Here is a 21,784-nt window from a genome sequence, read left to right as displayed (position 1 = left end):
GCTGCATGTCCCCTTCCGCCGAGGGGGACGACGGGCCGAGAGGGATTCCCCCGCTTCGGCCCGGGCTTTTCGTTCCATGGATCAAGGATGATCGCCCCCATGCCCCTTTCGCCCGCCGAACTGGAGGCGCGCCTGCGCCTGCATGCCCTGCCCGGCTTCGGGCCGCGCCGCCATCGCCGCCTGCTCGAGGCCTTCGCCAGTGCCTCGGCGGCGCTCAGCGCACCGGCCGCCGCCTGGCGCGCGCTGGGACTGCCGGCCGGCTGCGCCGAGGCGCGGCGCAGCGCCGAGGTCCGCCAGCAGGCCGCGCAGGCGCTGGCCTGGCTGGAAAAGCCGCAACGGCAGCTGCTGCTGCTCGGCAAGCCCGGCTATCCGGCCCTGCTGGCCGAGCTGGAGGATGCCCCGCCGCTGCTCTTCGTCGAAGGCGATGCGGCGCTCCTCGAGCAGCCGCAGCTGGCCATGGTCGGCAGCCGGCGCGCCTCGAAACCCGGGCTCGACACCGCCCGCGCCTTCGCCCGGCAGCTTGCCGGCGCCGGCTTCGTCATCACCAGCGGGCTGGCCCTGGGCATCGACGGCGCCGCCCACCGGGGCGCGCTGGAGGCCGGCGGGCGGACGCTGGCTGTGCTCGGTACCGGCCTGCAGCGCCTCTATCCGGCACGGCACGCGTCCCTGGCGGCGGATCTCCTCGCCGGCGGCGGTGCGCTGATCTCCGAACTGCCGCTGGACTGTCCGCCCCAGGCGGGCAATTTCCCGCGCCGCAACCGCATCATCAGCGGCCTGTCCCTCGGCGTGCTGGTGGTCGAGGCCAGCCCCTCCAGCGGCTCGCTGATCACCGCCCGGCTGGCCGCCGAGCAGGGCCGCGAGGTCTACGCGATTCCCGGCTCCATCCACCACCCCGGCGCCCGCGGCTGCCACCAGTTAATCCGCGACGGCGCGACCCTGGTGGAAAGCATCGAGCACATCCTGGAAGCGCTACGCGGCTGGCAGAACCTGGCGCCGCCGCCCGAGCCGCAAGCCGGGCCGGTTCAGGCCGACGAGCGGCACCCGCTGCTGGCGCTGCTGCATGCCGCGCCGCAGACCAGCGAGGAGCTGGCCCTGGCCAGCGGCTGGCCGCTCGCCCGGGTACTGGCGGCGCTCACCGAGCTGGAACTGGACGGCATGGTGGCCTGCGAGGGCGGGCGCTGGCTGGGACGCGCCGGCTGACGGGCTACGTCGCTGCCGGCGCCTTGGGTACACTGCGTCGATTCATTTTTCGGAGACAAGCGATGCACGGCAGTTGGCGGGTGCGACAGGTGGCGCAGGTGGTGCGCCGGGGCGGGGTGATCGCCTATCCGACCGAGGCGGTCTGGGGCCTGGGCTGCGATCCATGGAGCGCGGATGCCGTGCGCCGCCTGCTGGCGCTCAAGCAAAGGCCGCAGGAGAAGGGGCTGATCCTGGTCGCCGCCGACATCGGCCAGTTCGACTTCCTGCTCGAGGATCTGCCGCCGGCCTGGCTCGAGCGCCTGGCCGCAACCTGGCCGGGGCCGAACACCTGGCTGGTGCCGCACCGGGGCCGCCTGCCGGTGTGGATCACCGGCCGCCACGCGAGCGTCGCCCTGCGCGTCAGCGACCATCCGCTGGTGCGCGCGCTGTGCCGCCTCGCCGGCCCGCTGGTGTCCACCTCGGCCAACCCTGCCGGCCGCCCCGCCGCGCGCTCGCGGCTGCGCGTCGAGCAGTACTTCCCGCACCAACTGGACGCCGTGCTCGGCGGCGCCCTGGGCGGGCGGCGCAATCCCAGCCTGATCCGCGACCTGGCCAGCGGCCAGGTGATCCGCCCGGCTTAGGGCTGCCGCCGCGGCCTACGCCAAAACATCAACAGCCCCTATCACGGCAGCAGGACAGTCGAGCCGACGGTCTGGCGCGAGGCCAGCGCCTCGTGGGCCCGGGCGGCCTCGGCGAGGGGAAAGCGCTGGCCGATCTCGACCTGTACCTGGCCGCTGGCGAGCACGGCGAACAGCTCGTCGGCCATCGCCTGCAGGCGCTCCGGGGTATCGGCATAGCCGGCCAACTGGGGGCGGGTGACGAACAGCGAGCCCTTCTGCGCCAGCACCCCGAGATTGACTCCGCTCACCGGCCCGGAAGCGTTGCCGAAGCTGACCAGCAGGCCGCGCGGGGCGACGCAGTCCAGCGAGGTTTCCCAGGTGTCCTTGCCGATCGAGTCGTAGACCACTGGGCACTTGCGCCCGTCGGTCAGCTCCAGCACCCGCTGCGCCACGTTCTCGCGGCTGTAGTCGATGGTCGCCCAGGCGCCCAGGGCCCTGGCCCGTCCGGCCTTCTCCGGCGAGCCGACGGTGCCGATCAGCCGGAGGCCGAGCGCCCTGGCCCATTGGCAGGCGAGGCTGCCGACGCCACCGGCCGCGGCATGGAAGAGGATGATCTCGCCGCCCTGGAAACGGCCGATCTGGCGCAGCAGGTACTGCACGGTGAGGCCCTTGAGCATCGCCGCGGCGGCCTGCTCGAAATCGATCGAATCCGGCAGCCTGACCAGATTGCCCGCCGGCAGCACGTGGAACTCGCCGTAGGCGCCCAGTGGCCCGGTGGCGTAGGCGACCCGGTCGCCGACCCGGAAGCGCTCGACCGCGCTGCCGACCGCCTCGACCTCCCCTGCGCCCTCGGTGCCGAGGCTGGAGGGCAGTCGCGGCGGGGCATAGAGGCCGCTGCGGTAGTAGGTGTCGATGAAGTTCAGGCCGATCGCCCGGTTGCGCACCCGGACCTCGTGCGGCCCCGGCTCCGGCGGCGTGCAGTCGACCCATTCGAGGACTTCGGGGCCGCCGTGGCGGCTGATCTGGATGCGCTTGGCCATGTCTCTGTTCCTCCGGGATCGCGGTAGATGGCGCCGCATGCGCGCCGAGGGGGCTATCCAAGCGCCAAGCCCTCCATCCCGTCAACTTCGGCAAGGGATTGCGCAGTGCTATGCTAGCGGCCCGGCCGGGTCGGCCGCCTGTCCAGTGCCGTTTTCAACATGGGAAATGCCGTGAACGATCAAATCGAGGCCGTGAAGGCCTACCTGCTCGACCTGCAAGACCGTATCTGCGCCGCCCTCGAGGCCGAGGACGGCGGCGCGCGCTTTCGCGAGGACGCCTGGCTGCGCGAGGGCGGCGGCGGTGGCCGCACCCGGGTGCTGGAGAACGGCGCGCTGATCGAGAAGGGTGGCGTCAACTTTTCCCACGTGTACGGCGCCGGCCTGCCGCCGTCGGCCAGCGCGCATCGTCCGGAACTGGCCGGGCGCGGCTTCCAGGCCCTTGGCGTGTCCCTGGTGATCCACCCGCGCAATCCCTACGTGCCGACCTCCCACGCCAATGTGCGGCTGTTCGTCGCCGAGAAGGAGGGCGAGGCGCCGGTCTGGTGGTTCGGCGGCGGCTTCGACCTGACCCCCTACTACGCCTTCGAGGAAGACTGCGTGTTCTGGCACGAGGTCGCCCGCGACGCCTGCGCGCCCTTCGGCGCCGACGTCTACCCGCGCTTCAAGGCGTGGTGCGACCGCTACTTCCACCTCAAGCACCGCAACGAGCCGCGCGGCATCGGCGGTCTGTTCTTCGACGACCTCAACGCGTGGGATTTCGACACCTGCTTCGCCTTCCTGCGCGCCGTCGGCGATGCCTACATCAAGGCCTACCTGCCCATCGTGCAGAAGCGCAAGGCCATCCCCTACGGCGAGCGCGAGCGCGAGTTCCAGGCCTATCGCCGCGGCCGCTACGTGGAGTTCAACCTGGTCTACGACCGCGGCACCCTGTTCGGCCTGCAGTCCGGCGGGCGCACCGAGTCGATCCTCATGTCGCTGCCGGCGCAGGTGCGCTGGGGCTACGACTGGAAGCCGGAGCCGGGCACGCCCGAGGCGCGCCTGACCGAGTACTTCCTCACCGACCGCGACTGGCTGGCCCAGGCCTGAGCCGGCGCGTGCCGCGAGGCCCCGTGGAGTAGTAACTTAGGGCGGGAGCGGCCGCGAGCCCTTCCCGCCAGCGGTGGAAGTTGCTGCGTGCGCCTTCCACCCCGCAAGTCAGGACGAGCCCTTCAGCATGGACAGACCACACACCCTTTGAGGCGGACGCCGCAGGCGTTCCCTCGTTGCCGGAGGATCTTCTTCCCATGGACCGCTACGTCGTGTTCGGCAATCCCATCGGCCACAGCAAGTCGCCGCAGATCCATCGCCTGTTCGCCGAGCAGACTGGCCAGGCGCTCAGCTACGAGCCCCTGCTGGCGCCTTTGGATGACTTCGCCGGGGCGGCCCGCGCCTTCTTCGTCGACGGCAGGGGCGCCAATGTCACCGTGCCCTTCAAGGAGGATGCCTTCCGTCTGGCCGACGAGCTCACCCCGCGTGCCCGGCGCGCCGGGGCGGTGAACACCCTGATGAAGCTCGAGGACGGCGCGCTGCTCGGCGACAACACCGACGGCGCCGGACTGGTACGCGACCTCAAGCAGGCCGGCCTGGCCCTGCAGGGGCTGCGCATCCTGCTGCTCGGCGCCGGCGGCGCGGTGCGCGGGGTGCTCGAGCCGCTGCTGGCGGAGCGTCCGGCCGCGCTGGTGATCGCCAATCGCAGCGAGGACAAGGCCGAGCAACTGGTCGGCGAGTTCGCCGAACTCGGTCCGCTGAGAGCCTGCGGCTTCGCCGCGCTGCACGGGCCGTTCGATCTGATCGTCAACGGCACCTCGGCGAGCCTGGCCGGCGAGCTGCCGCCGCTGCCCGCCGGCCTGGTCCAGCCGGGCCGCGGTTTCTGCTACGACATGATGTACGGCCGCGAGGCCACGCCCTTCTGCCGCTGGGCCCAGCAGCAGGGCGCGGCGCGGACCCGCGACGGCCTGGGCATGCTGGTCGAGCAGGCGGCCGAATCCTTCCAGCTGTGGCGCGGCGTGCGCCCGGACACCGCCAGCGTGCTGGAGGCGCTGCGCCGCGCACTCTGAGGCTGCTCAGTGGCGGTGGCGGTCGCGGGCGAACAGCAGGCCGAACAGCGCGGCGGCGCCCACTCCCACCGCCAGGCTGGCCCAGGGATGGGCACGGACACAGTCGCGGGTGCACTGACCGACCTGATGACACTGGTGGGTCAGGCTGTGGCGGGTGTCATGATAGTGGTGGCGAGATTGCTGCAGCAGATCTTCGGCACGCTCCCTAAGTCGCTCGTAGTTGCTGCGGGTATCGCGCGAGGCGCTGCTCCTGAGATGCTCCAGGGCATGCATCAGGTCGTGGATCTCCTTCTCGAGGCGTTCCTCGGCCAGGGACGTGCGGGGGGTCTTGAACAGCGACATGGGCAACTCCATTCCGGTGGTCATGGATGTGCCGCGGCAGGCTCCGGCGTGCCGCGCCGTCGAGCAAGCATAGACCAGTGTGCCCGGCGTCTCGACCGCGGGCAGGGGCATTCGCCGGAGCCGTCCCACCTTACGGAATTGTAATCACCCGCCTTCGCCGGATATGGCAGTTTTTTCGGAACGCCGCCTTGCGCGGCCTGTTTTCCGATCGACTGGACATGAACGGCATGCATTGCAAAACCTCGCGGCGGACTTTCGTCAAGGGCCTCGCCGCCGGCGGTCTCCTCGCCGGTCTCGGCCTCTGGCGAGCGCCGGTCTGGGCGCTGGGCAACCCGCCCCGCCCCATGCTGCTTTCCGGCAGCGAATTCGATCTCGCCATCGGCGAAATCCCGGTGAACATCACCGGCAAGCCGCGCACCGCCACCGTCATCAACGGCTCCCTGCCCGGCCCCACCCTGCGCTGGCGCGAGGGCGACACCGTCACCCTGCGCGTGCGCAACCGCCTGGACGAGGACACCTCGATCCACTGGCACGGCATCCTCCTGCCGGCCAACATGGACGGCGTGCCGGGCCTGAGCTTCGACGGCATCGCCCCGGGCGGCTTGTACGAATACCGCTTCAGGGTGAAGCAGAGCGGCACCTACTGGTACCACAGCCACTCCGGCTTCCAGGAGCAGACCGGCGTCTACGGCGCGCTGATCATCGATCCGCGCGAACCGGAGCCCTTCCGCTACGAGCGCGACTACGTGGTGATGCTCAGCGACTGGACCGACGAGAACCCGGCGCGGGTGCTGAAGAAGCTCAAGAAGCAGTCGGACTACTACAACTTCCACAAGCGCACCCTCGGCGACTTCATCCGCGACGTCGGCGAGCACGGCTGGGCGGCGACCGTCGCCGAACGCAAGGCCTGGGCGGCGATGAACATGACGCCCACCGACCTGGCCGACGTCAGCGCCCACACCTACACCTACCTGATGAACGGCCAGTCCCCGGCCGGCAACTGGACCGGCCTGTTCCGCCCCGGCGAGCGGATCCGTCTGCGCCTGATCAACGCCTCGGCGATGACCTACTTCGACGTGCGCATTCCCGGCCTGAAGATGACCGTGGTCGCCGCCGACGGACAGTACATCGAGCCGGTGAGCGTCGACGAACTGCGCATCGCCGTGGCCGAGACCTATGACGTGATCGTCGAGCCGCAGGACGCCGAGGCCTACACCCTGTTCGCCCAGTCCCTGGATCGCAGCGGCTACGCGCGCGGCACCCTGGCGCTGCGCGAGGGCCTGAGCGCACCGGTGCCCACGCCCGATCCGCGCCCGCTGCTGAGCATGGCCGACATGGGCCACGGCGGCATGGAGCACGCGGCGCACGGAGCGGCGGCGCCGGCAGGCGGCAAGCCGGCCGGGCATGCCGGCATGGACCACGATGGGCACGGGGGCGCGCATGCCGGTCATGACGACATGACAGGCATGAAGCCGGGTGGCATGGACCACAGCGGTCACGGCGGCCTGCCTCAAGGAAGCATGGACCATAGTGGCCACGCGGGCATGGACCATGGCGCCATGAGCCATGGCGGCCATGCCGGGATGGAGCATGCCGCTTCGGGCGGGGCCATGCAGGCGCATCCGGCCTCGGAGGCCGGCAATCCGCTGGTCGACATGCAGACCATGACCCCCACGGCCAAGCTGGACGATCCCGGCATCGGCCTGCGCGACAACGGCCGCCGGGTGCTGACCTACGCCGACCTGCGGAGTGCCTTCGCCGACCCGGACGGCCGCGAGCCGAGCCGCACCCTCGAACTGCACCTGACCGGCCACATGGAGAAATTCGCCTGGTCGTTCGACGGCATCCCCTTCGCCGACGCCGAGCCGCTGCGGCTCAAGTACGGCGAACGGCTGCGCATCGTGCTGGTCAACGACACCATGATGACCCATCCCATCCACCTGCACGGCATGTGGAGCGACCTGGAGGACGAGCAGGGCAACTTCCTGGTGCGCAAGCACACCCTCGACATGCCGCCCGGATCGAGGCGCAGCTACCGCGTCACCGCCGACGCCCTGGGGCGCTGGGCCTATCATTGCCATCTCATGTTCCACATGGAAACGGGCATGTTCCGCGAAGTGCGGGTGGAGGAATGATGATCACACTGCAGGGATTGCCGGTCCGCTTGCCCCGCGCCGCCGCCCTGGCCGCCGCCCTGGCCGCCGCGCCCCTGCCGGTGCTGGCCGCCGACGGGCATGCCGGTCACGCCCGGCATCCGGCCGCCGCGGAGCATGGCGCGATGGACCACGGCAGCATGGACCACGGCCAGCATGGCGACCGGGATCACGGCAATCACGACGGGCATGGCGAGGAGCATGGCGGCCATGACGACGCCTACCAGATGCCGGGCATTCCGGTTCCCACCGCCGCCGACCGCGCCGCCGCCTTTCCCCCGCTGTCCGGCCATGCCCCCCATGGCCGCTCGCTCAACAGCCTGCTGCTGTTCGAGAAGCTCGAATACCAGGACGCCGACGACGGCAGCGCCCTGGTCTGGGACGCCAATGCCTGGATCGGCGGCGATGTCGACCGGCTGTGGCTGCGCTCGGAGGGCGAGCGCACCAACGGGCATACCGAGCAGGCCGAACTCCAGGCGCTCTGGGGCCATGCCATCGGCCCTTGGTGGGAGCTGGTCGGCGGCGTGCGCCAGGACTTCAAGCCCGCTTCGGCGCAGACCTGGGCCGCCTTTGGTATCCAGGGTACGCCCTTCTACGGCCTGGAGACGGAAATCACCGCCTACTACGGCGAGGGCGGCCAGACCTCCCTGCGCCTGGAGGCCGACTACGAGCTCCTGCTGACCAACCGGCTGATCCTCGAGCCGACCGTGGAGGCCAACTTCTACGGCCGCAACGATCGCGAACGCGGGGCCGGCTCCGGATTGGGCGAGATCGAGGCCGGACTGCGCCTGCGCTACGAGATCACCCGCCAGTTCGCGCCCTACCTCGGCGTCACCTGGGGCCGCCTGTACGGCAACAGCGAGGACCTGGCCCGCGACGCGGGCGAGGACGAGGAGGAAGCCCGCTTCGTCGCCGGCATCCGCCTCTGGTTCTGAGCGCCCTATGCCCTGTTGCGGTCCTTCTCCAGGCGGTTGATCAGCCAGGACACGACGTTCAGGGTGAACAGGCCCAGCAGGGTGCCGAGCACCGCCGTGGCCTGGTGGCCGAGACCGACCGCCACGCCGATGGCGGTGGTGAGCCAGAGGCCGGCCGAGGTGGTCAGGCCCTTCACGTGGGTCAGGTCGCGGCTCTTCAGGATGGTGCCGGCGCAGAGGAAACCGATGCCGGCCACGATGCCCTGGATCACCCGGCTCAGGGCGTCGTTATGGGCGCCGTCCTGCTCCGGGATCAGCACGAACAGCGCGGCGCCCAGGGCCACCAGCATGTGCGTGCGCACGCCGGCGGCATGACCGTGATGCTCGCGCTCGAAACCCAGCAGACCGCCGAGCAGGACGGCCAGGAGCAGGCGCAGGCCGACCCGGATGGTCTGCTCCAGCTCGGACAGATCGGAGAACTCCTGGGCCAAGGTCGCCACGAATACGTCCCATGCAGTCACACTCTCCCTCCGGCAAGTCCTGGGTGGGTACGAAATGACCGGAAAACGCTATCAGTAAAGCAGGTCCGTCGCGCTGGACGCGCGAACCGCGGCGGGGGAACCAGTGCCCTGGCGCGTGAGGTCTAAAGCCCGTGTTTGTCCAGCATGGAGGAGTCTCCCGTGGCCCAGAAGCACCTCTTCCTCGTCAGCTACATCCTCGACAACCAGCCGCAATCGACCGAAATCGAGTCGGAAGCGGAAACCCTCTCCGTCGACCAGGCGCACGCCCACATCGCCGCCCTGCACAGCGCACAGAAGCCGGCAAACATCACCGACGTGCAGGTGACCAGGATCCTCCACCCCAAGGAGCCGGGCACCACCCCCGGGCACTACCAGCAGCCGTGAACGGCCATCCGCACCAGGCGGAGATCGTTTGCAGGGAGTGGAATGAAGGCAATGGAGAAGGCCTGCCCGCCGGCGGCGGTGCAGGCCAGGCGGATCAGGCGGCGCGTTCCCCGGACAGTTGTTTCCTGAGTTCCTTCTTGCGGCTCTCCATCTGCGCGCCCAGCTCCTCGAGGCGATCCTCGCCCAGCAGCTCGCTGGCCTTGGGCAGCATCTCCTGCTCTTCCTCCTCGATATGGTGCTCGACCACGTCCTTGAGCACCTTCACCCGGCCGGCGAATTCGGCGCTGGACGGATCGGTCTTCTCCAGGTCGGGCAGGATCAGCGCCTCCACCGCGCGGTGCTCCTCGGTCGCCTCGTGGAACAGGACCTCGCCTTCCTTGCCGCTCGCCGCCCTGAAGGCCGGGTAGAAGATCTCCTCCTCGAGCCGGGTGTGGGCCATCAGCTCCTCGTGCAGGTGGCGCATCAGCTCCTCGCGCGTCTTGACTCCGCGCTCGGTGGTTTTGCACAGGCGCTCGAAGAGTTGCTTGACCGTCTCGTGATCGTGCTTCAGCAGTTCGACAGCGTTCATCGTCAATCTCCTTGGAGTGGTGTCGCCTCTAAGCTGACTCCCCTTCCGGTCCATGGGTTCGATGTTTCCGTGCCTCCGTTCGTCTCTCCGGCGCTTTGCTCACATCGGGGGAATGTTCCTGGCCCAGCGGCAGTCCATACCGGTATGAGCGTCGGCGTCTCGGTCGCTCCGGCACAGGCGGACAGGCAGGAGAACAGCGATGAAGACAGACGTGGAGCGGGAAGGACGGAGCGGCTCCGGCACCGTGGTGATCTACAGCAACCGCGGCCGCGAGGCCCTGCACGAACGGGCCGTGCACCTCGACCTGGGGCACCGGCTGGCGCGGCTGCAGGGGCTGGAGTTCGGCGGCGAGTACGACCCGGGCACCGCCTATCCGGGATTTTTGTACTTCGTGCCCACCGGCACGGTGATCGGCCGGCAGAACGCCCAGCGCCTCGGCATGCGCAGCGCCGCGGACCTGTTCGGCGGGGTGGTGCCGCAGCCCTTCATGGCGACCAAGGCGATCACCCACGGGCTGCTGCGCAGCGGCGCCCAGGCGCCGCCCGGCTGGTCGCGCAACTTCGCCCGGCGGGTGGCGGACGCGGTGCTGCGCGGCTTCACCGTGTTCAGCCGGGAAGAGGCCGGCGAGGCCGGCCGCCAGCTGCTGGCCGGGGGGCCGCTGCGGATCAAGCCGGTGCTGGCCACCGGCGGCCGCGGGCAGTGCCTGGTCGAGGACCCGGCCGAACTGGACCGGCAGCTGGCGGCGCTGGACGAGGATGAACTGGGCCGCTTCGGCCTGGTGCTGGAGGAACAGCTGGAGGAGGTGTCGACCTACAGCGTCGGCCAGGTGCAGGTCGGCGACCTGCTGGCGACCTACTGCGGCACCCAGCGGCTGACCGTCGACAACCAGGGCGAGGAGGTCTACGGCGGCTCGGATCTGCTGGTGGTGGCCGGCGGCTTCGAGGCGCTGCTCGCCCTCGAGCTGGACGACCCGGTCCGCCTGGCCGTGCAGCAGGCGCGGCGCTACGACGCCGCCGCCCTGGCCAGCTTCGACGGCTTCTTCGCCTCGCGACGCAATTACGACATCGCCCGCGGCCTGGACAGCCGGGGATGCACCCGCTCCGGGGTGCTCGAGCAGTCCTGGCGCATCGGCGGCGCCAGCAGCGCGGAGATCGCCGCGCTGGAGGCGTTCCGTGCCGGCGCGCAGGCGGTGCGGGCGTCCTCCCTGGAGCTGTTCGGCGAGGACAAGGTCGCGCCCGCCGGGGCCTGTGTACTGTTCCGCGGCGAAGACCCGGAACTCGGCTACATGACCAAATGCGTGGTGATAACGGACTATGGCAACCCGTAGCGAAAGCATCGAACTGCTGGTGGAGAGCGAGCGGCTCGCCGGCACCTTTCTCACCCCGGACACCCAGATGCCGGGCCTGCTGTTCGTGCACGGCTGGGGCGGCAGCCAGGAGCGCGACCTGAAGCGCGCGCGCGGCATCGCCGGCCTCGGCTGCGTCTGCCTGACCTTCGACATGCGCGGCCACGGCGGCACCCTGGCGCAGCAGCAGGGGGTGACGCGGGAGGACAACCTGCGCGATCTGGTCGCCGCCTACGACCTGCTGGCCCGGCATCCGGCCATCGACCGCGAGGCCATCGCGGTGATCGGCAGCAGCTACGGCGGCTACCTGGCGGCGATCCTCAGCTCCCTGCGCCCGGTACGCTGGCTCGGCCTGCGCGTGCCGGCGCTGTACCGGGACGCCGAGTGGGGCCGCCCCAAGCGCGAGCTCGACCGCCAGGATCTGCAGCTGTACCGGCACTCGCCGCTGGCGCCTGCCGACAACCGGGCGCTGGCGGCCTGCGCGGCGTTTCGCGGCGACGTGCTGATCGTCGAGTCGGAGAGCGACCACCTGATCCCGCACACCACCATCATGAACTACCGCAGCGCCTTCGTTCGTGCCCATTCGCTGACCCACCGGATCATCGACGGTGCCGACCACGCGCTGAGCGATGACCTCTGCCAGCAGGCCTACACCTCGATCCTGGTGCACTGGGTGACCGAGATGGTGGTCAAGTCGCGGGTCGGCAACATCTACCGGGACTGAGGGCGCGTGGGGTCAATCCCGCTCCTCCTCCAGCGCCCGCTCGAAGCGCGGGGTGAAGGCCTGCACGAAGGCGTTGCGCAGGATGGCCACGAAGGCCTGTAGCGGGCTGATGTCCTGCTGCTCGAGGGTGCCGGACAGCTCGATGCGGGTGGCGAACTGGTCCTTGCGCTGGTTCTTCAGCGCCGTCTGCCCGCCGCCGACCAGCGCCTCCCAGAGGCCGCGCAAAAAGCCCTTCTCCTCCTTTTCCACGTCCTGCTGCCAGTCGAACACGTCGACGTCCTTCAACAGCGGCTTGACGTAGCCGTCGAGGCGGAAATCGTCGGCCTCCACCTCGAGTACCAAGTCGCCGCGGCCGGCATTGAAGTCGAAGCGCCCGTAGGCGCGGGAAAAGGCATTCAGCCGACGCAGCTCGATGCCGGTGATGCGCAGGCGCCACTCGAAGTCGCGCCACTCGTCGAAGGGGTCGAAGCGCGCGCTGGTCTCCAGCGGCGCCTGGCCGAGCACCTGGGCGGTGGCTTCGAGGCGGGCGGCCCGGCCCTGGCCGGCGCCGCCGACATTGGTCAGGTTGTGCAGGGTGGCGTTCACCGCGGTGGCCTGCAGGTTCACCGGCGGATCGGCCTCGAAGTTGCGGAAGGCTAGGCGGCCGTCCTCGATGCGTACCTCGTTCAGGGTGATCGGCAGCAGCCGCTCCAGTTGCTCGCGCCAGTCGACCCCCTCGCCGCTCTGGGAGTCTTCCCGGCTGTCGCCGTCGACGAAGTTCAGCTGCGGCTGCTCGAAGACCGCCCGGGCGACCACGGTGCGCTCGTGCCAGAGCGCATGCCAGCTCACCGCCAGATCGATACCGGGCGCCTCGAGAAAGGGCACCGGGATGCGGCCTTCCTGCTTGACGATCTTCAGCCCCTCGATGCGGTAGGCGCCGCGCCACCAGGCCAGCTCCACCCGATCGAGCTGGCCGCGGTAGTCACCCATGGTCGCCAGCCTGTCGTTCAGGTAGTCGCGTACCAGAGAAGGCAGGGCCAGGTGCAGCGCCAGCAGGAACAGGGCGAGGCCGCCGAGAATGACCAGCGGCGTGCGGTAGCGTCTTTTCATATGGAGGATGACTGCGCCGCGGCCACCGCAGTTCCGGCCATGGCGAAGAGCGGCAGCAGGCGACAGGAGGCCGGGAATTTTCCAGGACCCTCGCCACTCAGGAATTACAGGGACGGCACAGCCGTCGGTTCTGGCGCAGAAGGTCCGGAGGAACCCATGAGACTGGCAAACAAGATCGCCCTGGTCACCGGCAGCTCGCAGGGCATCGGCCGCGGCATCGCCGAGAGGCTGGCCGCGGAGGGTGCGGACATCGTGGTGACCGGCCCCGCGCTGGACGATCAGGCTTGCCAGACGGCCGAGCAGATCCGTGCCCTGGGCCGGCGCGTCTGCCTGGTGGCGGCGGACCTCGGGCGGCTGGACGATTGCCGGCGCCTGGTACGCGAAAGCATCGAGCAGATTGGGCATCTCGACATCCTGGCCAACAATGCCGGCATGCAGATCCGCGCGCCCTTCCTCGAAGTGCGCGGGGAGGACTACGACCGGGTCATGCAGGTGAACCTGCGCGGCGCCTTCTTCGTCACCTAGGCCTTCGTCCGGCACCTGGCCGATGGTCGGCGCGGCGGCAGGATCATCAAGACCAGTTCGGGGCACGAGGAGCTGGCCTTCCCCGACTTCACCAGCTACTACATGAGCAAGGGCGGCATGCGCATGATGACACGCAGCCTGGCGGTGGAACTGGCGCCGCTGGGCATCACCATCAACAACATCGCCCCCCGGCGCCATCGATACGCCGATGAACAGCGCCCTGCTGCACCAGCCGGACAAACTCGCCAAGCTGCTCGGCAAGATTCCCCTGCGGCGCCTGGGCCAGCCGCAGGACATCGCCGGCATAGCGGCCTTCCTGGCCTCAAGCGATGCCGACTACATCACCGGCGAGGCCCTGGTGGTCGACGGCGGCCTGCTGCGCCAGTACGCCGAGCAGTGACATGAACGGCAGCGGGTTGCCCGATCCCTTCGAGAAGCACGTGGCGGCGGTTTCCCCGGCCGACCCGCTGACCCCGGCGGACCGTTACCAGGAGCTGTTCGTCGAAGTCCAGATGAACCGGGTGTTCGCCGACAGCAAGACCTTCGTCGACTGCGCGCCGCGCCTGCATCCGGAGCGGATTCTGGAGGCCTACCGCAGCCGCTGCAGGCTCCCCGGCTTCGATCTGGCGGCGTTCGTCGCCGAGCATTTTCGCCGCTATGAAATCCCGCCGAGCGATTTCGTCGCCGATCCGGACTGCACGCTGGCGCAGCATATCGACCGGCTCTGGCCGGTGCTGACCCGCCGGCCCCAGGAACATCCGCCGCGTTCCTCGCTGCTGCCGCTGCCCCACGACTACGTGGTGCCGGGCGGACGCTTCATCGAGCAGTACTACTGGGATGCCTACTTCATCATGCTGGGGCTGGACCAGAGCGGCCAGAGCCATCTGCTGCGTTCGATGGCGGACAACTTCGCCTACCTGATCGACACCTACGGACACGTGCCCAACGGCAACCGCACCTACTACCTGAGCCGTTCGCAGCCGCCGGTGTTCGCCCTGATGATCGACCTGTTCGAGGAGAAGAGCATCTGCCGCGCCAGCGATTACCTGCCGCAGCTGCGCAAGGAATACGCCTTCTGGATGGATGGCGCCGACTGCCTGCGTCCGGGCGAGTGCCACCGGCGCTGCGTGCGCTTGGCCGGCGGGGAGGTGCTGAACCGCTACTGGGACGACCGCGACACGCCGCGGGAGGAATCCTACCTGGAGGATGTGCTGACCGCCCGCGAGTCCGACCGGCCGGTCCATGACGTCTACCGCGACCTGCGCGCCGGCGCCGAATCCGGCTGGGATTACAGTTCCCGCTGGCTGGGCGATCACAGCCGGCTGTCCAGCATCCGCACCACGGCGATCCTGCCGGTCGATCTTAACAGCCTGCTGTTCAGGCTCGAGAGGCAGATCGCCCTGCTCAGCCAGGTCTGGGGTGACGCCGCCTGCGCCGAGGAGTACCGCATCCGCGCCGAGGCGCGGCGCATGGCGATCGACAGGTACCTGTGGAGCGAAAGCGCCGGCGCCTACCTGGATTACGACTGGCAGCTGGAACGGCAGCGCGGGGATCTCACCGCCGCCATGCTCACTCCGCTGTTCGTTCGCCTGGCCGGTCCGCAGCAGGCGCGACGGGTGGCCGACACCGTGCGCGGCCGGCTGCTGGCGCCCGGCGGACTGGCCACCACCGAGGTCGGCGACAGCGGCCAGCAGTGGGACCGTCCCAACGGCTGGGCGCCGCTGCAGTGGATCGGCATCCGCGGCCTCGAGGAGTACGGCCAGACCGAACTCGCCGGCGAGATCAGGAGGCGCTGGCTGCGGACCGTTGGCGAGCTGTTCGAGCGGGAGAACAAGCTGGTGGAAAAGTACGTCCTGCGGCCCGGGGCCGGGCATGCCGGGGGCGGCGAGTATCCCTTGCAGGACGGCTTCGGCTGGACCAACGGCGTCACCCTCAAACTGCTGCAGGAGGATCCGCAGCACGCGGCGAACCGCTGCCGGGCGGGGCGTCTGGGGTTCTGACGCCGGCCGTTCGGGGCGGGTGGGACAGCGCTGCGCTCACTGGCTCCACTGCCCGCCGCCGCTCTCGCAGTCGATGCGGGTCTGCTTCTGATCCTGCACCCGGTAGTAGTAGGTGACGATCTGCGCATCCTCCGGCAACGGGTCCGGCCAGGTGCCCCCGCCGTACTGGCCGGTGGCCTCCTCGTTGGCCAGGGCTTCCTGGGTCAGGGCCGCGGTGCACTTGCCGAAATAGCCGCTCGGGCAGTTCGCGCGCTTTTCCTTGTGCACCCCGGCCACGGGGCTCTTGTCCGTGCTGCAGGACCAGTCGAGCGAGCCGGCCGGCATGCCGCGGTGCTCGAAGCAGGACTCCATGACGTCGCTCGCGGTCCCGGCCACCGCCAGTTGCTCGGTGACATGGCAGGCCTCGGCGAGCAGCAGCGGACTGGAAAGACCGGCGAAGAGAAAAACCCCGATGCAGAGTAGGCGCTTCATGGGAGGCTCCTGGAGGCGGCGTGAGAGTTCCGGCGCGAATGCGGCCCTTTCGCGTGGGACTGGCGTTTCCCGGCGAGAGTTCGTCCCGGGAGGACCGGCGGCGCCCGGCGTGCCCGTACCGCCGCCGGGCCAGGGACATTGATTTGCCTCCTCCCTGGCTCTAACGTGAACAGGGGGGCGCTCGGTATGTTCCTGGCCATTGCCAGACTCGAGCCGGGCATGCGTCACCCAGTCTTCGTTAGCCTTGAGGAAGTCAAAAACATGAAGAAGATTCTGATCCCGTTGCTCGCCTTCGGTGGTGCGCTGGCCCTGCAGCCCGCCCTGGCCGAGACCGGCGAGGAGCTGTACAAGACCAAGGGCTGCACGGTTTGTCATGCCATCGACAGCAAGCTGGTCGGCCCCGCCTTCAAGGAGGTCGCCGCCAAGTACGCCGGCCAGGCCGATATCGCCGACATGCTCGCCGCCAAGATCAAGAACGGCGGGTCGGGCAACTGGGGGCAGATCCCCATGCCGCCGAACGCGGTCACCGAGGAAGAGGCCAAGACCCTCGCCGAGTGGGTCATGACCCACAAGTAAGCGTTCCGGACGCCGGCCGGTCCGGCGTCCTTCCCCCTGCCCGCCTCGCGCCGTCGTCAACCCACCGGCGCATCCTCGCTCCCAACCTCCTTCTACCCGGCCACCACGATGCGGTTGCGGCCGTCCCGCTTGGCCCGGTACAGCGCCTCGTCGGCCAGCTTGAGCACCGCCGGCACGGAAGTGGCGCTGTCCGGCCAGTGGGCGATGCCGGCGGAGATGGTGACGAAGGAGCCGGTGGGACTCTGTGTGTGGCTGATCAGGCCGCGCAGCCGTTCGGCGACCTGTGCGGCCGCCTCCAAGCTGGCTTCGGGCAGCAGCAGGGCGAACTCCTCGCCGCCGCTCCGGCAGGCCAGGTCGCTGCTGCGCGAGACGCTGTCCATCAGTTGGCTCACGTGCTGCAGCACCTGGTCGCCGATATCGTGGCCGTAGGTGTCGTTGACCTGCTTGAAATGGTCGATATCCAGGGTGATCACCGCGAAGGGCCGCCGCTGCGCCTGCCAGCGCTCCAGGGCGAGCTGCTGGCCGCGTCGGTTGACCAGCCCGGTCAGAGGATCGGTGATGTTCTCCTGGTTGAGCCGGCCGAGCTTGCCGTGCAGCAGCGCGAGGCCGCCCAGCATGGCGAGCTTGAGCTGCTCGGCCTCGAAATACCAGGCGCGCACCTGGCGGATCTGCTCCTGGGCGGCGGAGAACTCCCAGTGCCGGGCGGTGATGGCCAGCTGGCGCAGCGGGCGCACGATCAGCTTCGACAGCCACCAGATGGCTGCCAGCATCGGAACGAAGAAGAGCAGCGCATTGAGCAGGATCTCCAGCATCAGGCCGTCCAGCGCCGCCAGCGTGGCCGCGCTGGGCCGCTGGGCGACCACGCCCCAGCCGGTGCTGGCGACCGGGGCATAGCCGGCGAGCATGTCGACGCCCTTCGAGTCGAGCAGCTGCCGGCTGCCCTCCTCGCCGCGGAGCACGGCCTCGACCGCCGGATTGCCGGTGACGACCTCGCCGATCTGCGACGGATTCTGGTGATGGATACGGTGGCGGTTCTGGTCCACCACATACAGCTGCGAACCGTCCTTGTAGTAGTGGTCGCCGAGCAGTGCCTGCAGGCTGCCGTCGTTCTCGCCCAGGTGGATGGCGCCGCCGACATAGCCCAGGTAGCGGCCGTCCCGGGCGAAGATCGGCTGCGACAGGAAGACCAGCAGATGCCCGCGGGCGCCGACATAGGGCGCGCTGATCCGGGGCTGGCGCGCGTTCAGGGCCGCCTGCGCTTCCCGGGTCTTCAGCACGCTGCCGGCCAGCCCCAGGCCGCTCGGCGCGGTGGCCAGCACCCGGCCATCGGTGTTTACGACGAAGATCCCGTTGAAGGTGCCGGTCTGCTCCTTCAGGCGCGCGACCTCGGCATCGAGGCGTTCCTCCCGGTCGAGCACCCCCGGCAGCAGGCCGGCACTGTAGGCGAGCTGCTGCTGCGCGGCCTGGAGGAAGTTGTCCGTGCTGTGCGCCAGCTTGGCGGCATAGGCCCGGTTGGCCTCCAGGGTCTGGGCGATCAGCTGGCGGTGCAGGGTCTGGTAGCTGGCGTGAAAGCTGTTGAGGAAGGTCAGCAGGGTGGCGGTGATCGTCAACAGCAGGATCAGTCGGCGCAGATCGAGGTGATGCATAAGGTCTCTGGGAAAAATGACCACCGGCAGATTCCCTTGTCGAATGCCGGTGGCAGACAGGTGCCTACCCTCGATCCGTGAGAATGCGCAGGACGCCGTTTGTCACCCCTCGGGAGCTCACGCGGATTCGGCATGAGGCCGCCGGACAGCCGAACGCAACGGCGTCCCTGTCCGCGCAGGGCGCCGTTGCGTATCGATCAGGATTGTGGTGGCAAAGAGTCTCTGCGGAAAAGCCTATCAGGCTCTGTGGCGTGTCAATGGTCGGAAATCGGGCCTTCGAAGGTACCGATCCGCGCTATTGCATGCGCACCGTCAGGCGCGCCACGTGGGCGCCCTGGAAGCTGGCCAGGATCAGTTCCTTCTCGCTCGGCTGGCGCGAGCCGTCCGCCCCGGCGATGGTCGCCGCGCCGTAGGGCGAGCCGCCGCGCAGCTCGCTGATGTCGCTCAGTTCCGGCAGCACGTAGGGCAGGCCGACGATCACCATGCCCTGGTGCGCCAGGGTGTGCCAGAACGAGGTGATGGTGGTTTCCGAGCCGCCGCCGCTGCCGGTGCTGGTGAACACGCTGGCGAACTTGCCGACCAGGGCGCCGCTGACCCACAGGCCGCCGGTCTGGTCGAGGAAGTTGCGCATCTGCCCGGCCATGTTGCCGAAGCGTGTCGGCGTGCCGAACAGGATGGCGTCGTAGTCGGCCAGCTCCTTCGGGTCGGCCACCGGCGCCGCCTGGTCCAGCTTGGCGCCGGCCTTGCGCGCCACCTCCTCGGGCATGGTCTCGGGCACCCGCTTGAGGGTCACCTCCACCCCCGGCACGCTGCGCGCGCCCTCGGCCACCGCTTCGGCCATGCGCTCGATGTGACCGTACATGGAGTAATAGAGGACGAGAATCTTCTTCATGGCACTGTCTTCCTGTTTGCTGAGCGAATCAGACAGGTATAGCAGTGCCCGGACAGCGCTGCGGTCGAGCCGCTATCATGCGCGGTCACGCTTTCCGGGAGATCGAGATGCTCAACGGCCTCTGGCTGGGTTTTTTCCTGATCGCCGCGCTGACCGCCTTCGGGCGCTGGCTGCTGGGTGGCGAGCCTGCGGTGTTCGCCGCCATGGTCGACAGCCTGTTCGCCATGGCCAGGCTGGCGGTGGAAGTGATGATCCTGCTGTTCGGCACCCTCACCCTCTGGCTGGGCTTTCTGCGCATCGCCGAACAGGCCGGGCTGGTGGAGCGCCTGGCGCGGCTGCTCGGCCCGCTGTTCCGCCGGCTGATGCCGGAGGTGCCGCCCGGTCATCCGGCGCTCGGGCTGATCACCCTCAACTTCGCCGCCAACGGCCTGGGCCTGGACAACGCCGCCACGCCGATCGGCCTCAAGGCGATGCGCGCCCTGCAGGAGCTCAACCCGAGCGGCAACACGGCGAGCAACGCGCAGATCCTCTTTCTGGTGCTCAACGCCTCCTCGCTGACCCTGCTGCCGGTGTCGATCTTCATGTACCGCGCCCAGCAGGGCGCCGACGACCCGACCCTGGTGTTCCTGCCGATCCTGCTGGCGACCAGTGCCTCGAGCCTGGCCGGCCTGCTCGCCGTGGCCTTCATGCAGCGGCTGAAGCTGCGCGACCCGGTGGTGCTCGCCTACCTGCTGCCCGGCGCACTGCTGCTCGGCGCCTTCATGACTGTGCTCGCCGGGCTCTCGTCCACGGCGCTGTCCGCGCTGTCCTCGCTGCTCGGCAACCTGGTGCTGTTCAGCCTGATCCTGCTGTTCCTGGTGCTGGGGGCGCTGCGCAAGGTGGCGGTCTACGAGCACTTCGTCGAGGGCGCCAGGGAGGGCTTCGAGGTGGCGAGGAGCCTTCTGCCCTATCTGGTCGCCATGCTCTGCGCGGTGGGCGTGCTGCGCGCCTCGGGGGCGCTGGACTACGCGCTGGAGGGCCTGCGCTGGCTGGCCGGGGCGGCCGGCTGGGACGTGCGCTTCATCGATGCCCTGCCCACCGCGCTGGTCAAGCCGTTCTCCGGCAGCGCGGCACGCGCCATGCTGATCGAGACCATGCAGACCCACGGTGTGGACAGCTTCCCCGCGCTGGTCGCCGCCACCGTGCAGGGCAGCACCGAGACCACCTTCTACGTGCTCGCCGTGTACTTCGGCGCGGTCGGCATCCAGCGTGCCCGCCACGCGGTCGGCTGCGCCCTGCTGGCGGACTTCTGCGGCGTGCTGGCGGCGATCGGCGTGTGCTACTGGTTCTTCGGCTGAGGCGGACGGCGCAGGCTCAGCTCTCGAGCCAGACGTCCTTCACCCAGTGCCACACCGAATCCCAGCTCTCGTCGGTCAGCTCGCCGCTGTCGCCGCTCCACAGCAGCACCTGGCCCTCGATGTCCACCACGTAGTAGTCGTCGCCGGCCTGGCACAGCGGCACCAGGTCGCGCGGCACGCCCTGGTCCCAGGCGACCGCGGCGACTTCCGGCAGGTAGGTGTGCGACTGGGGATCGGTCACGGTCACCGGCTCCAGGCCGCCGTAGACCACGTCGCTGACCTTGAGCAGGAACTCGCGCAGCTCGAAGGGCAGGTTGATCAGAAGCTGCTCCTCGATCTCCACCAGCAGGTCTTCGTCGGGCAGCTCCAGGGGTACCGGCACGGGCTCGTTCAGCTCGCGCAGTTGGTCGATGACGTCTTCCACGGCTCGTTCGTCCTCAGGCAATGATGCGCGCTTTATACCCCAGCATCCGGACAAGCAGAATCGCGCCGGGTCGCAGGCACTGTATAGCCCGGCCCCGGCCGTTCTGTTGCGGACCATTCGTCTCCTCTGCAGAAACCTCCTCCGATGGCGCAAAGTCCACCGGAAGGCTGTGGTTTTCGCAGCCGTTCCGGTCCATTACCCCGCGAAGGAGAACGAACATGAATGCTTCCATGTACGAATCCTGCATCCAGGCCTGCAGCCACTGCGCCTGGGCCTGCGAGACCTGTGCGGCGTCCTGTCTGCGCGAGGACAACGTGCAGATGATGGCGCGCTGCATCGCCCTGGACATGGATTGCGCCGACTTCTGCAAGATGGCGGCCACCCTGATGGCGCGGGGCAGCGACTATGCCCAGGCCTTCTGCCGGCAATGCGCGCAGGTCTGCCGTGCCTGCGGCGAGGAATGCGCCCGGCACGAGGCCGAGCACTGCCAGCGCTGCGCTCAGGCCTGCCGGGCATGTGCCGAGGAGTGCGAACGGATGGCCGCCTGATACTCAGGCGGCCGCCAGGGTCTGTTCATGCGGCGGGAGGACGGCCGGCAGCAGGTGCGCCGACCGCTGCGCAGACGGGCGTCAATATAACGACGCCCAAAAATGACTGGGCTCTGGCGCTTGTCAAGGGGTGCGCCATAATGTCGCAGAATGCACCGCTTGGAAGCCTTCCGAGCGGTCGACGACAATCTGGACTCCCCCCCGGTGCTCCGCGATACTGCCTGCTGATCGCACGCCAAGCCCGTACCTCACGGTGGCCAGACCTCGGGCGCTGGTTGCCCCTGCCAGCGGAGACGGGGGCAGGACGACGAAGCCGGATGCACGACGGTTGCCTTCAAGGTGTTGCATCCGGTCAAGGTCGCTTCGACTGCGATGGTTGAGAATACACCT

General features: G+C 69.2%; 23 protein-coding genes and 1 pseudogene. 15 read left to right on the top strand and 9 right to left on the bottom strand.

Features of this window, described 5'->3' with window-relative positions:
- Positions 1 to 99: 99 nt before the first annotated feature.
- The gene (gene dprA / locus GCU53_RS12555; RefSeq protein WP_152387913.1) at positions 100 to 1,200 is read left to right on the top strand and encodes a DNA-processing protein DprA; all 1,101 of its coding nucleotides are present in this window, start codon (positions 100 to 102) and stop codon (positions 1,198 to 1,200) included.
- 62 nt (positions 1,201 to 1,262) lie between these two features.
- Complete coding sequence (gene tsaC / locus GCU53_RS12550) at positions 1,263 to 1,820, top strand: L-threonylcarbamoyladenylate synthase type 1 TsaC (RefSeq protein WP_152387912.1); 558 nt, start codon at positions 1,263 to 1,265, stop codon at positions 1,818 to 1,820.
- A 41-nt stretch (positions 1,821 to 1,861) separates the two neighbouring features.
- Here the strand turns inward: tsaC and GCU53_RS12545 are convergent, their stop codons facing one another.
- A complete protein-coding gene (locus tag GCU53_RS12545) occupies positions 1,862 to 2,839 on the bottom strand; it encodes an NADPH:quinone reductase (RefSeq protein WP_152387911.1) in 978 nt (325 codons plus the stop codon).
- A gap of 171 nt (positions 2,840 to 3,010) precedes the next feature.
- Between GCU53_RS12545 and hemF the strand changes: the two genes are divergently transcribed.
- Together hemF and aroE are read left to right on the top strand one after the other, a co-directional pair.
- The gene (hemF, locus tag GCU53_RS12540; RefSeq protein WP_152387910.1) at positions 3,011 to 3,925 is read left to right on the top strand and encodes an oxygen-dependent coproporphyrinogen oxidase; all 915 of its coding nucleotides are present in this window, start codon (positions 3,011 to 3,013) and stop codon (positions 3,923 to 3,925) included.
- A gap of 197 nt (positions 3,926 to 4,122) precedes the next feature.
- Positions 4,123 to 4,935 carry a shikimate dehydrogenase gene (gene aroE / locus GCU53_RS12535; protein WP_152387909.1) on the top strand — a complete coding sequence of 271 codons (813 nt, stop codon included), beginning with the start codon at positions 4,123 to 4,125 and terminating at the stop codon, positions 4,933 to 4,935.
- Positions 4,936 to 4,941: 6 nt separating this feature from the next.
- Here the strand turns inward: aroE and GCU53_RS12530 are convergent, their stop codons facing one another.
- Positions 4,942 to 5,277 (bottom strand): ElaB/YgaM/YqjD family protein, encoded by a 336-nt coding sequence (locus tag GCU53_RS12530; protein WP_152387908.1) that lies wholly within the window; start codon positions 5,275 to 5,277, stop codon positions 4,942 to 4,944.
- 227 nt (positions 5,278 to 5,504) lie between these two features.
- On the opposite strand from GCU53_RS12530, the gene GCU53_RS12525 reads away from it, so the two are divergent.
- Together GCU53_RS12525 and GCU53_RS12520 are read left to right on the top strand one after the other, a co-directional pair.
- A complete protein-coding gene (locus tag GCU53_RS12525; protein WP_152387907.1) occupies positions 5,505 to 7,412 on the top strand; it encodes a copper resistance system multicopper oxidase in 1,908 nt (635 codons plus the stop codon).
- A 2-nt stretch (positions 7,413 to 7,414) separates the two neighbouring features.
- Positions 7,415 to 8,365 carry a copper resistance protein B gene (locus tag GCU53_RS12520; RefSeq protein WP_425278173.1) on the top strand — a complete coding sequence of 317 codons (951 nt, stop codon included), beginning with the start codon at positions 7,415 to 7,417 and terminating at the stop codon, positions 8,363 to 8,365.
- A gap of 5 nt (positions 8,366 to 8,370) precedes the next feature.
- On the opposite strand, the gene GCU53_RS12515 is transcribed toward GCU53_RS12520, so the two are convergent.
- Positions 8,371 to 8,865, bottom strand: a complete 495-nt coding sequence (locus tag GCU53_RS12515) for an MgtC/SapB family protein (protein WP_152387905.1) — start codon at positions 8,863 to 8,865, stop codon at positions 8,371 to 8,373.
- Positions 8,866 to 9,024: 159 nt separating this feature from the next.
- Here GCU53_RS12515 and GCU53_RS12510 point away from each other — a divergent pair, with 159 nt between their 5' ends.
- Positions 9,025 to 9,249 carry a hypothetical protein gene (locus tag GCU53_RS12510; protein ID WP_152387904.1) on the top strand — a complete coding sequence of 75 codons (225 nt, stop codon included), beginning with the start codon at positions 9,025 to 9,027 and terminating at the stop codon, positions 9,247 to 9,249.
- A gap of 94 nt (positions 9,250 to 9,343) precedes the next feature.
- Here the strand turns inward: GCU53_RS12510 and GCU53_RS12505 are convergent, their stop codons facing one another.
- Positions 9,344 to 9,817, bottom strand: a complete 474-nt coding sequence (locus tag GCU53_RS12505) for a hemerythrin domain-containing protein (protein WP_152387903.1) — start codon at positions 9,815 to 9,817, stop codon at positions 9,344 to 9,346.
- Between the two features lie 199 nt (positions 9,818 to 10,016).
- Here GCU53_RS12505 and GCU53_RS12500 point away from each other — a divergent pair, with 199 nt between their 5' ends.
- A complete protein-coding gene (locus GCU53_RS12500; RefSeq protein ID WP_208845236.1) occupies positions 10,017 to 11,144 on the top strand; it encodes a DUF3182 family protein in 1,128 nt (375 codons plus the stop codon).
- Positions 11,131 to 11,886, top strand: a complete 756-nt coding sequence (locus tag GCU53_RS12495; RefSeq protein WP_152387902.1) for an alpha/beta hydrolase family protein — start codon at positions 11,131 to 11,133, stop codon at positions 11,884 to 11,886. The genes GCU53_RS12500 and GCU53_RS12495 overlap by 14 nt, the downstream gene beginning before the upstream one ends.
- Before the next feature lie 12 nt (positions 11,887 to 11,898).
- Here GCU53_RS12495 and GCU53_RS12490 read toward each other — a convergent pair whose 3' ends face one another.
- Positions 11,899 to 12,975 (bottom strand): DUF748 domain-containing protein, encoded by a 1,077-nt coding sequence (locus tag GCU53_RS12490; protein ID WP_152387901.1) that lies wholly within the window; start codon positions 12,973 to 12,975, stop codon positions 11,899 to 11,901.
- On the opposite strand from GCU53_RS12490, the pseudogene GCU53_RS12485 reads away from it, so the two are divergent.
- The 3 genes and pseudogenes from GCU53_RS12485 to treF all read left to right on the top strand — a co-directional run.
- Positions 12,976 to 13,635: pseudogene (locus GCU53_RS12485) on the top strand (SDR family NAD(P)-dependent oxidoreductase); the annotation flags it as partial. It abuts the gene before it with no gap.
- Between the two features lie 73 nt (positions 13,636 to 13,708).
- Complete coding sequence (locus tag GCU53_RS26115; protein WP_244307178.1) at positions 13,709 to 13,900, top strand: SDR family oxidoreductase; 192 nt, start codon at positions 13,709 to 13,711, stop codon at positions 13,898 to 13,900.
- Between the two features lies 1 nt (position 13,901).
- Entirely contained in the window at positions 13,902 to 15,500 is a 1,599-nt protein-coding gene (gene treF, locus GCU53_RS12480; protein WP_152387900.1) for an alpha,alpha-trehalase TreF, read from the top strand.
- Between the two features lie 36 nt (positions 15,501 to 15,536).
- Here treF and GCU53_RS12475 read toward each other — a convergent pair whose 3' ends face one another.
- Positions 15,537 to 15,971, bottom strand: coding sequence for a hypothetical protein (locus tag GCU53_RS12475; protein WP_152387899.1), 435 nt, complete (start codon positions 15,969 to 15,971; stop codon positions 15,537 to 15,539).
- Between the two features lie 261 nt (positions 15,972 to 16,232).
- On the opposite strand from GCU53_RS12475, the gene GCU53_RS12470 reads away from it, so the two are divergent.
- On the top strand, positions 16,233 to 16,547 hold the full coding sequence (locus tag GCU53_RS12470) for a c-type cytochrome (protein ID WP_152387898.1): 315 nt from the start codon (positions 16,233 to 16,235) through the stop codon (positions 16,545 to 16,547).
- 92 nt (positions 16,548 to 16,639) lie between these two features.
- Here GCU53_RS12470 and GCU53_RS12465 read toward each other — a convergent pair whose 3' ends face one another.
- Together GCU53_RS12465 and wrbA are read right to left on the bottom strand one after the other, a co-directional pair.
- A complete protein-coding gene (locus tag GCU53_RS12465; RefSeq protein ID WP_152387897.1) occupies positions 16,640 to 18,193 on the bottom strand; it encodes a sensor domain-containing diguanylate cyclase in 1,554 nt (517 codons plus the stop codon).
- Between the two features lie 295 nt (positions 18,194 to 18,488).
- Entirely contained in the window at positions 18,489 to 19,085 is a 597-nt protein-coding gene (gene wrbA / locus GCU53_RS12460) for an NAD(P)H:quinone oxidoreductase (RefSeq protein ID WP_152387896.1), read from the bottom strand.
- A 107-nt stretch (positions 19,086 to 19,192) separates the two neighbouring features.
- Between wrbA and GCU53_RS12455 the strand changes: the two genes are divergently transcribed.
- Positions 19,193 to 20,422, top strand: a complete 1,230-nt coding sequence (locus tag GCU53_RS12455; RefSeq protein WP_152389884.1) for a nucleoside recognition domain-containing protein — start codon at positions 19,193 to 19,195, stop codon at positions 20,420 to 20,422.
- A 16-nt stretch (positions 20,423 to 20,438) separates the two neighbouring features.
- On the opposite strand, the gene GCU53_RS12450 is transcribed toward GCU53_RS12455, so the two are convergent.
- The gene (locus tag GCU53_RS12450) at positions 20,439 to 20,846 is read right to left on the bottom strand and encodes an SMI1/KNR4 family protein (protein WP_152387895.1); all 408 of its coding nucleotides are present in this window, start codon (positions 20,844 to 20,846) and stop codon (positions 20,439 to 20,441) included.
- A gap of 218 nt (positions 20,847 to 21,064) precedes the next feature.
- Between GCU53_RS12450 and GCU53_RS12445 the strand changes: the two genes are divergently transcribed.
- A complete protein-coding gene (locus GCU53_RS12445; protein WP_152387894.1) occupies positions 21,065 to 21,394 on the top strand; it encodes a four-helix bundle copper-binding protein in 330 nt (109 codons plus the stop codon).
- Positions 21,395 to 21,784 lie beyond the last annotated feature (390 nt).

This window comes from Azotobacter salinestris (assembly GCF_009363155.1).
Classification (GTDB): domain Bacteria; phylum Pseudomonadota; class Gammaproteobacteria; order Pseudomonadales; family Pseudomonadaceae; genus Azotobacter; species Azotobacter salinestris.
Note: the sequence above shows the minus strand (reverse complement) of the source record. Positions and strands in the feature narration are given on the sequence as shown.

Excerpts from the sequence above, each read along its gene's own strand:
- dprA (WP_152387913.1), top strand. The coding sequence starts at position 100 with ATGCCCCTTTCGCCCGCCGAACTGGAGGCGCGCCTGCGCCTGCATGCC.
- tsaC (WP_152387912.1), top strand. The coding sequence starts at position 1,263 with ATGCACGGCAGTTGGCGGGTGCGACAGGTGGCGCAGGTGGTGCGCCGG.
- GCU53_RS12545 (WP_152387911.1), bottom strand. The coding sequence starts at position 2,839 with ATGGCCAAGCGCATCCAGATCAGCCGCCACGGCGGCCCCGAAGTCCTC.
- aroE (WP_152387909.1), top strand. The coding sequence starts at position 4,123 with ATGGACCGCTACGTCGTGTTCGGCAATCCCATCGGCCACAGCAAGTCG.
- GCU53_RS12530 (WP_152387908.1), bottom strand. The coding sequence starts at position 5,277 with ATGTCGCTGTTCAAGACCCCCCGCACGTCCCTGGCCGAGGAACGCCTC.
- GCU53_RS12525 (WP_152387907.1), top strand. The coding sequence starts at position 5,505 with ATGCATTGCAAAACCTCGCGGCGGACTTTCGTCAAGGGCCTCGCCGCC.
- GCU53_RS12505 (WP_152387903.1), bottom strand. The coding sequence starts at position 9,817 with ATGAACGCTGTCGAACTGCTGAAGCACGATCACGAGACGGTCAAGCAA.
- GCU53_RS12500 (WP_208845236.1), top strand. The coding sequence starts at position 10,017 with ATGAAGACAGACGTGGAGCGGGAAGGACGGAGCGGCTCCGGCACCGTG.
- GCU53_RS12495 (WP_152387902.1), top strand. The coding sequence starts at position 11,131 with ATGGCAACCCGTAGCGAAAGCATCGAACTGCTGGTGGAGAGCGAGCGG.
- GCU53_RS12490 (WP_152387901.1), bottom strand. The coding sequence starts at position 12,975 with ATGAAAAGACGCTACCGCACGCCGCTGGTCATTCTCGGCGGCCTCGCC.
- GCU53_RS26115 (WP_244307178.1), top strand. The coding sequence starts at position 13,709 with ATGAACAGCGCCCTGCTGCACCAGCCGGACAAACTCGCCAAGCTGCTC.
- treF (WP_152387900.1), top strand. The coding sequence starts at position 13,902 with ATGAACGGCAGCGGGTTGCCCGATCCCTTCGAGAAGCACGTGGCGGCG.
- GCU53_RS12475 (WP_152387899.1), bottom strand. The coding sequence starts at position 15,971 with ATGAAGCGCCTACTCTGCATCGGGGTTTTTCTCTTCGCCGGTCTTTCC.
- GCU53_RS12470 (WP_152387898.1), top strand. The coding sequence starts at position 16,233 with ATGAAGAAGATTCTGATCCCGTTGCTCGCCTTCGGTGGTGCGCTGGCC.
- GCU53_RS12465 (WP_152387897.1), bottom strand. The coding sequence starts at position 18,193 with ATGCATCACCTCGATCTGCGCCGACTGATCCTGCTGTTGACGATCACC.
- wrbA (WP_152387896.1), bottom strand. The coding sequence starts at position 19,085 with ATGAAGAAGATTCTCGTCCTCTATTACTCCATGTACGGTCACATCGAG.
- GCU53_RS12455 (WP_152389884.1), top strand. The coding sequence starts at position 19,193 with ATGCTCAACGGCCTCTGGCTGGGTTTTTTCCTGATCGCCGCGCTGACC.
- GCU53_RS12445 (WP_152387894.1), top strand. The coding sequence starts at position 21,065 with ATGAATGCTTCCATGTACGAATCCTGCATCCAGGCCTGCAGCCACTGC.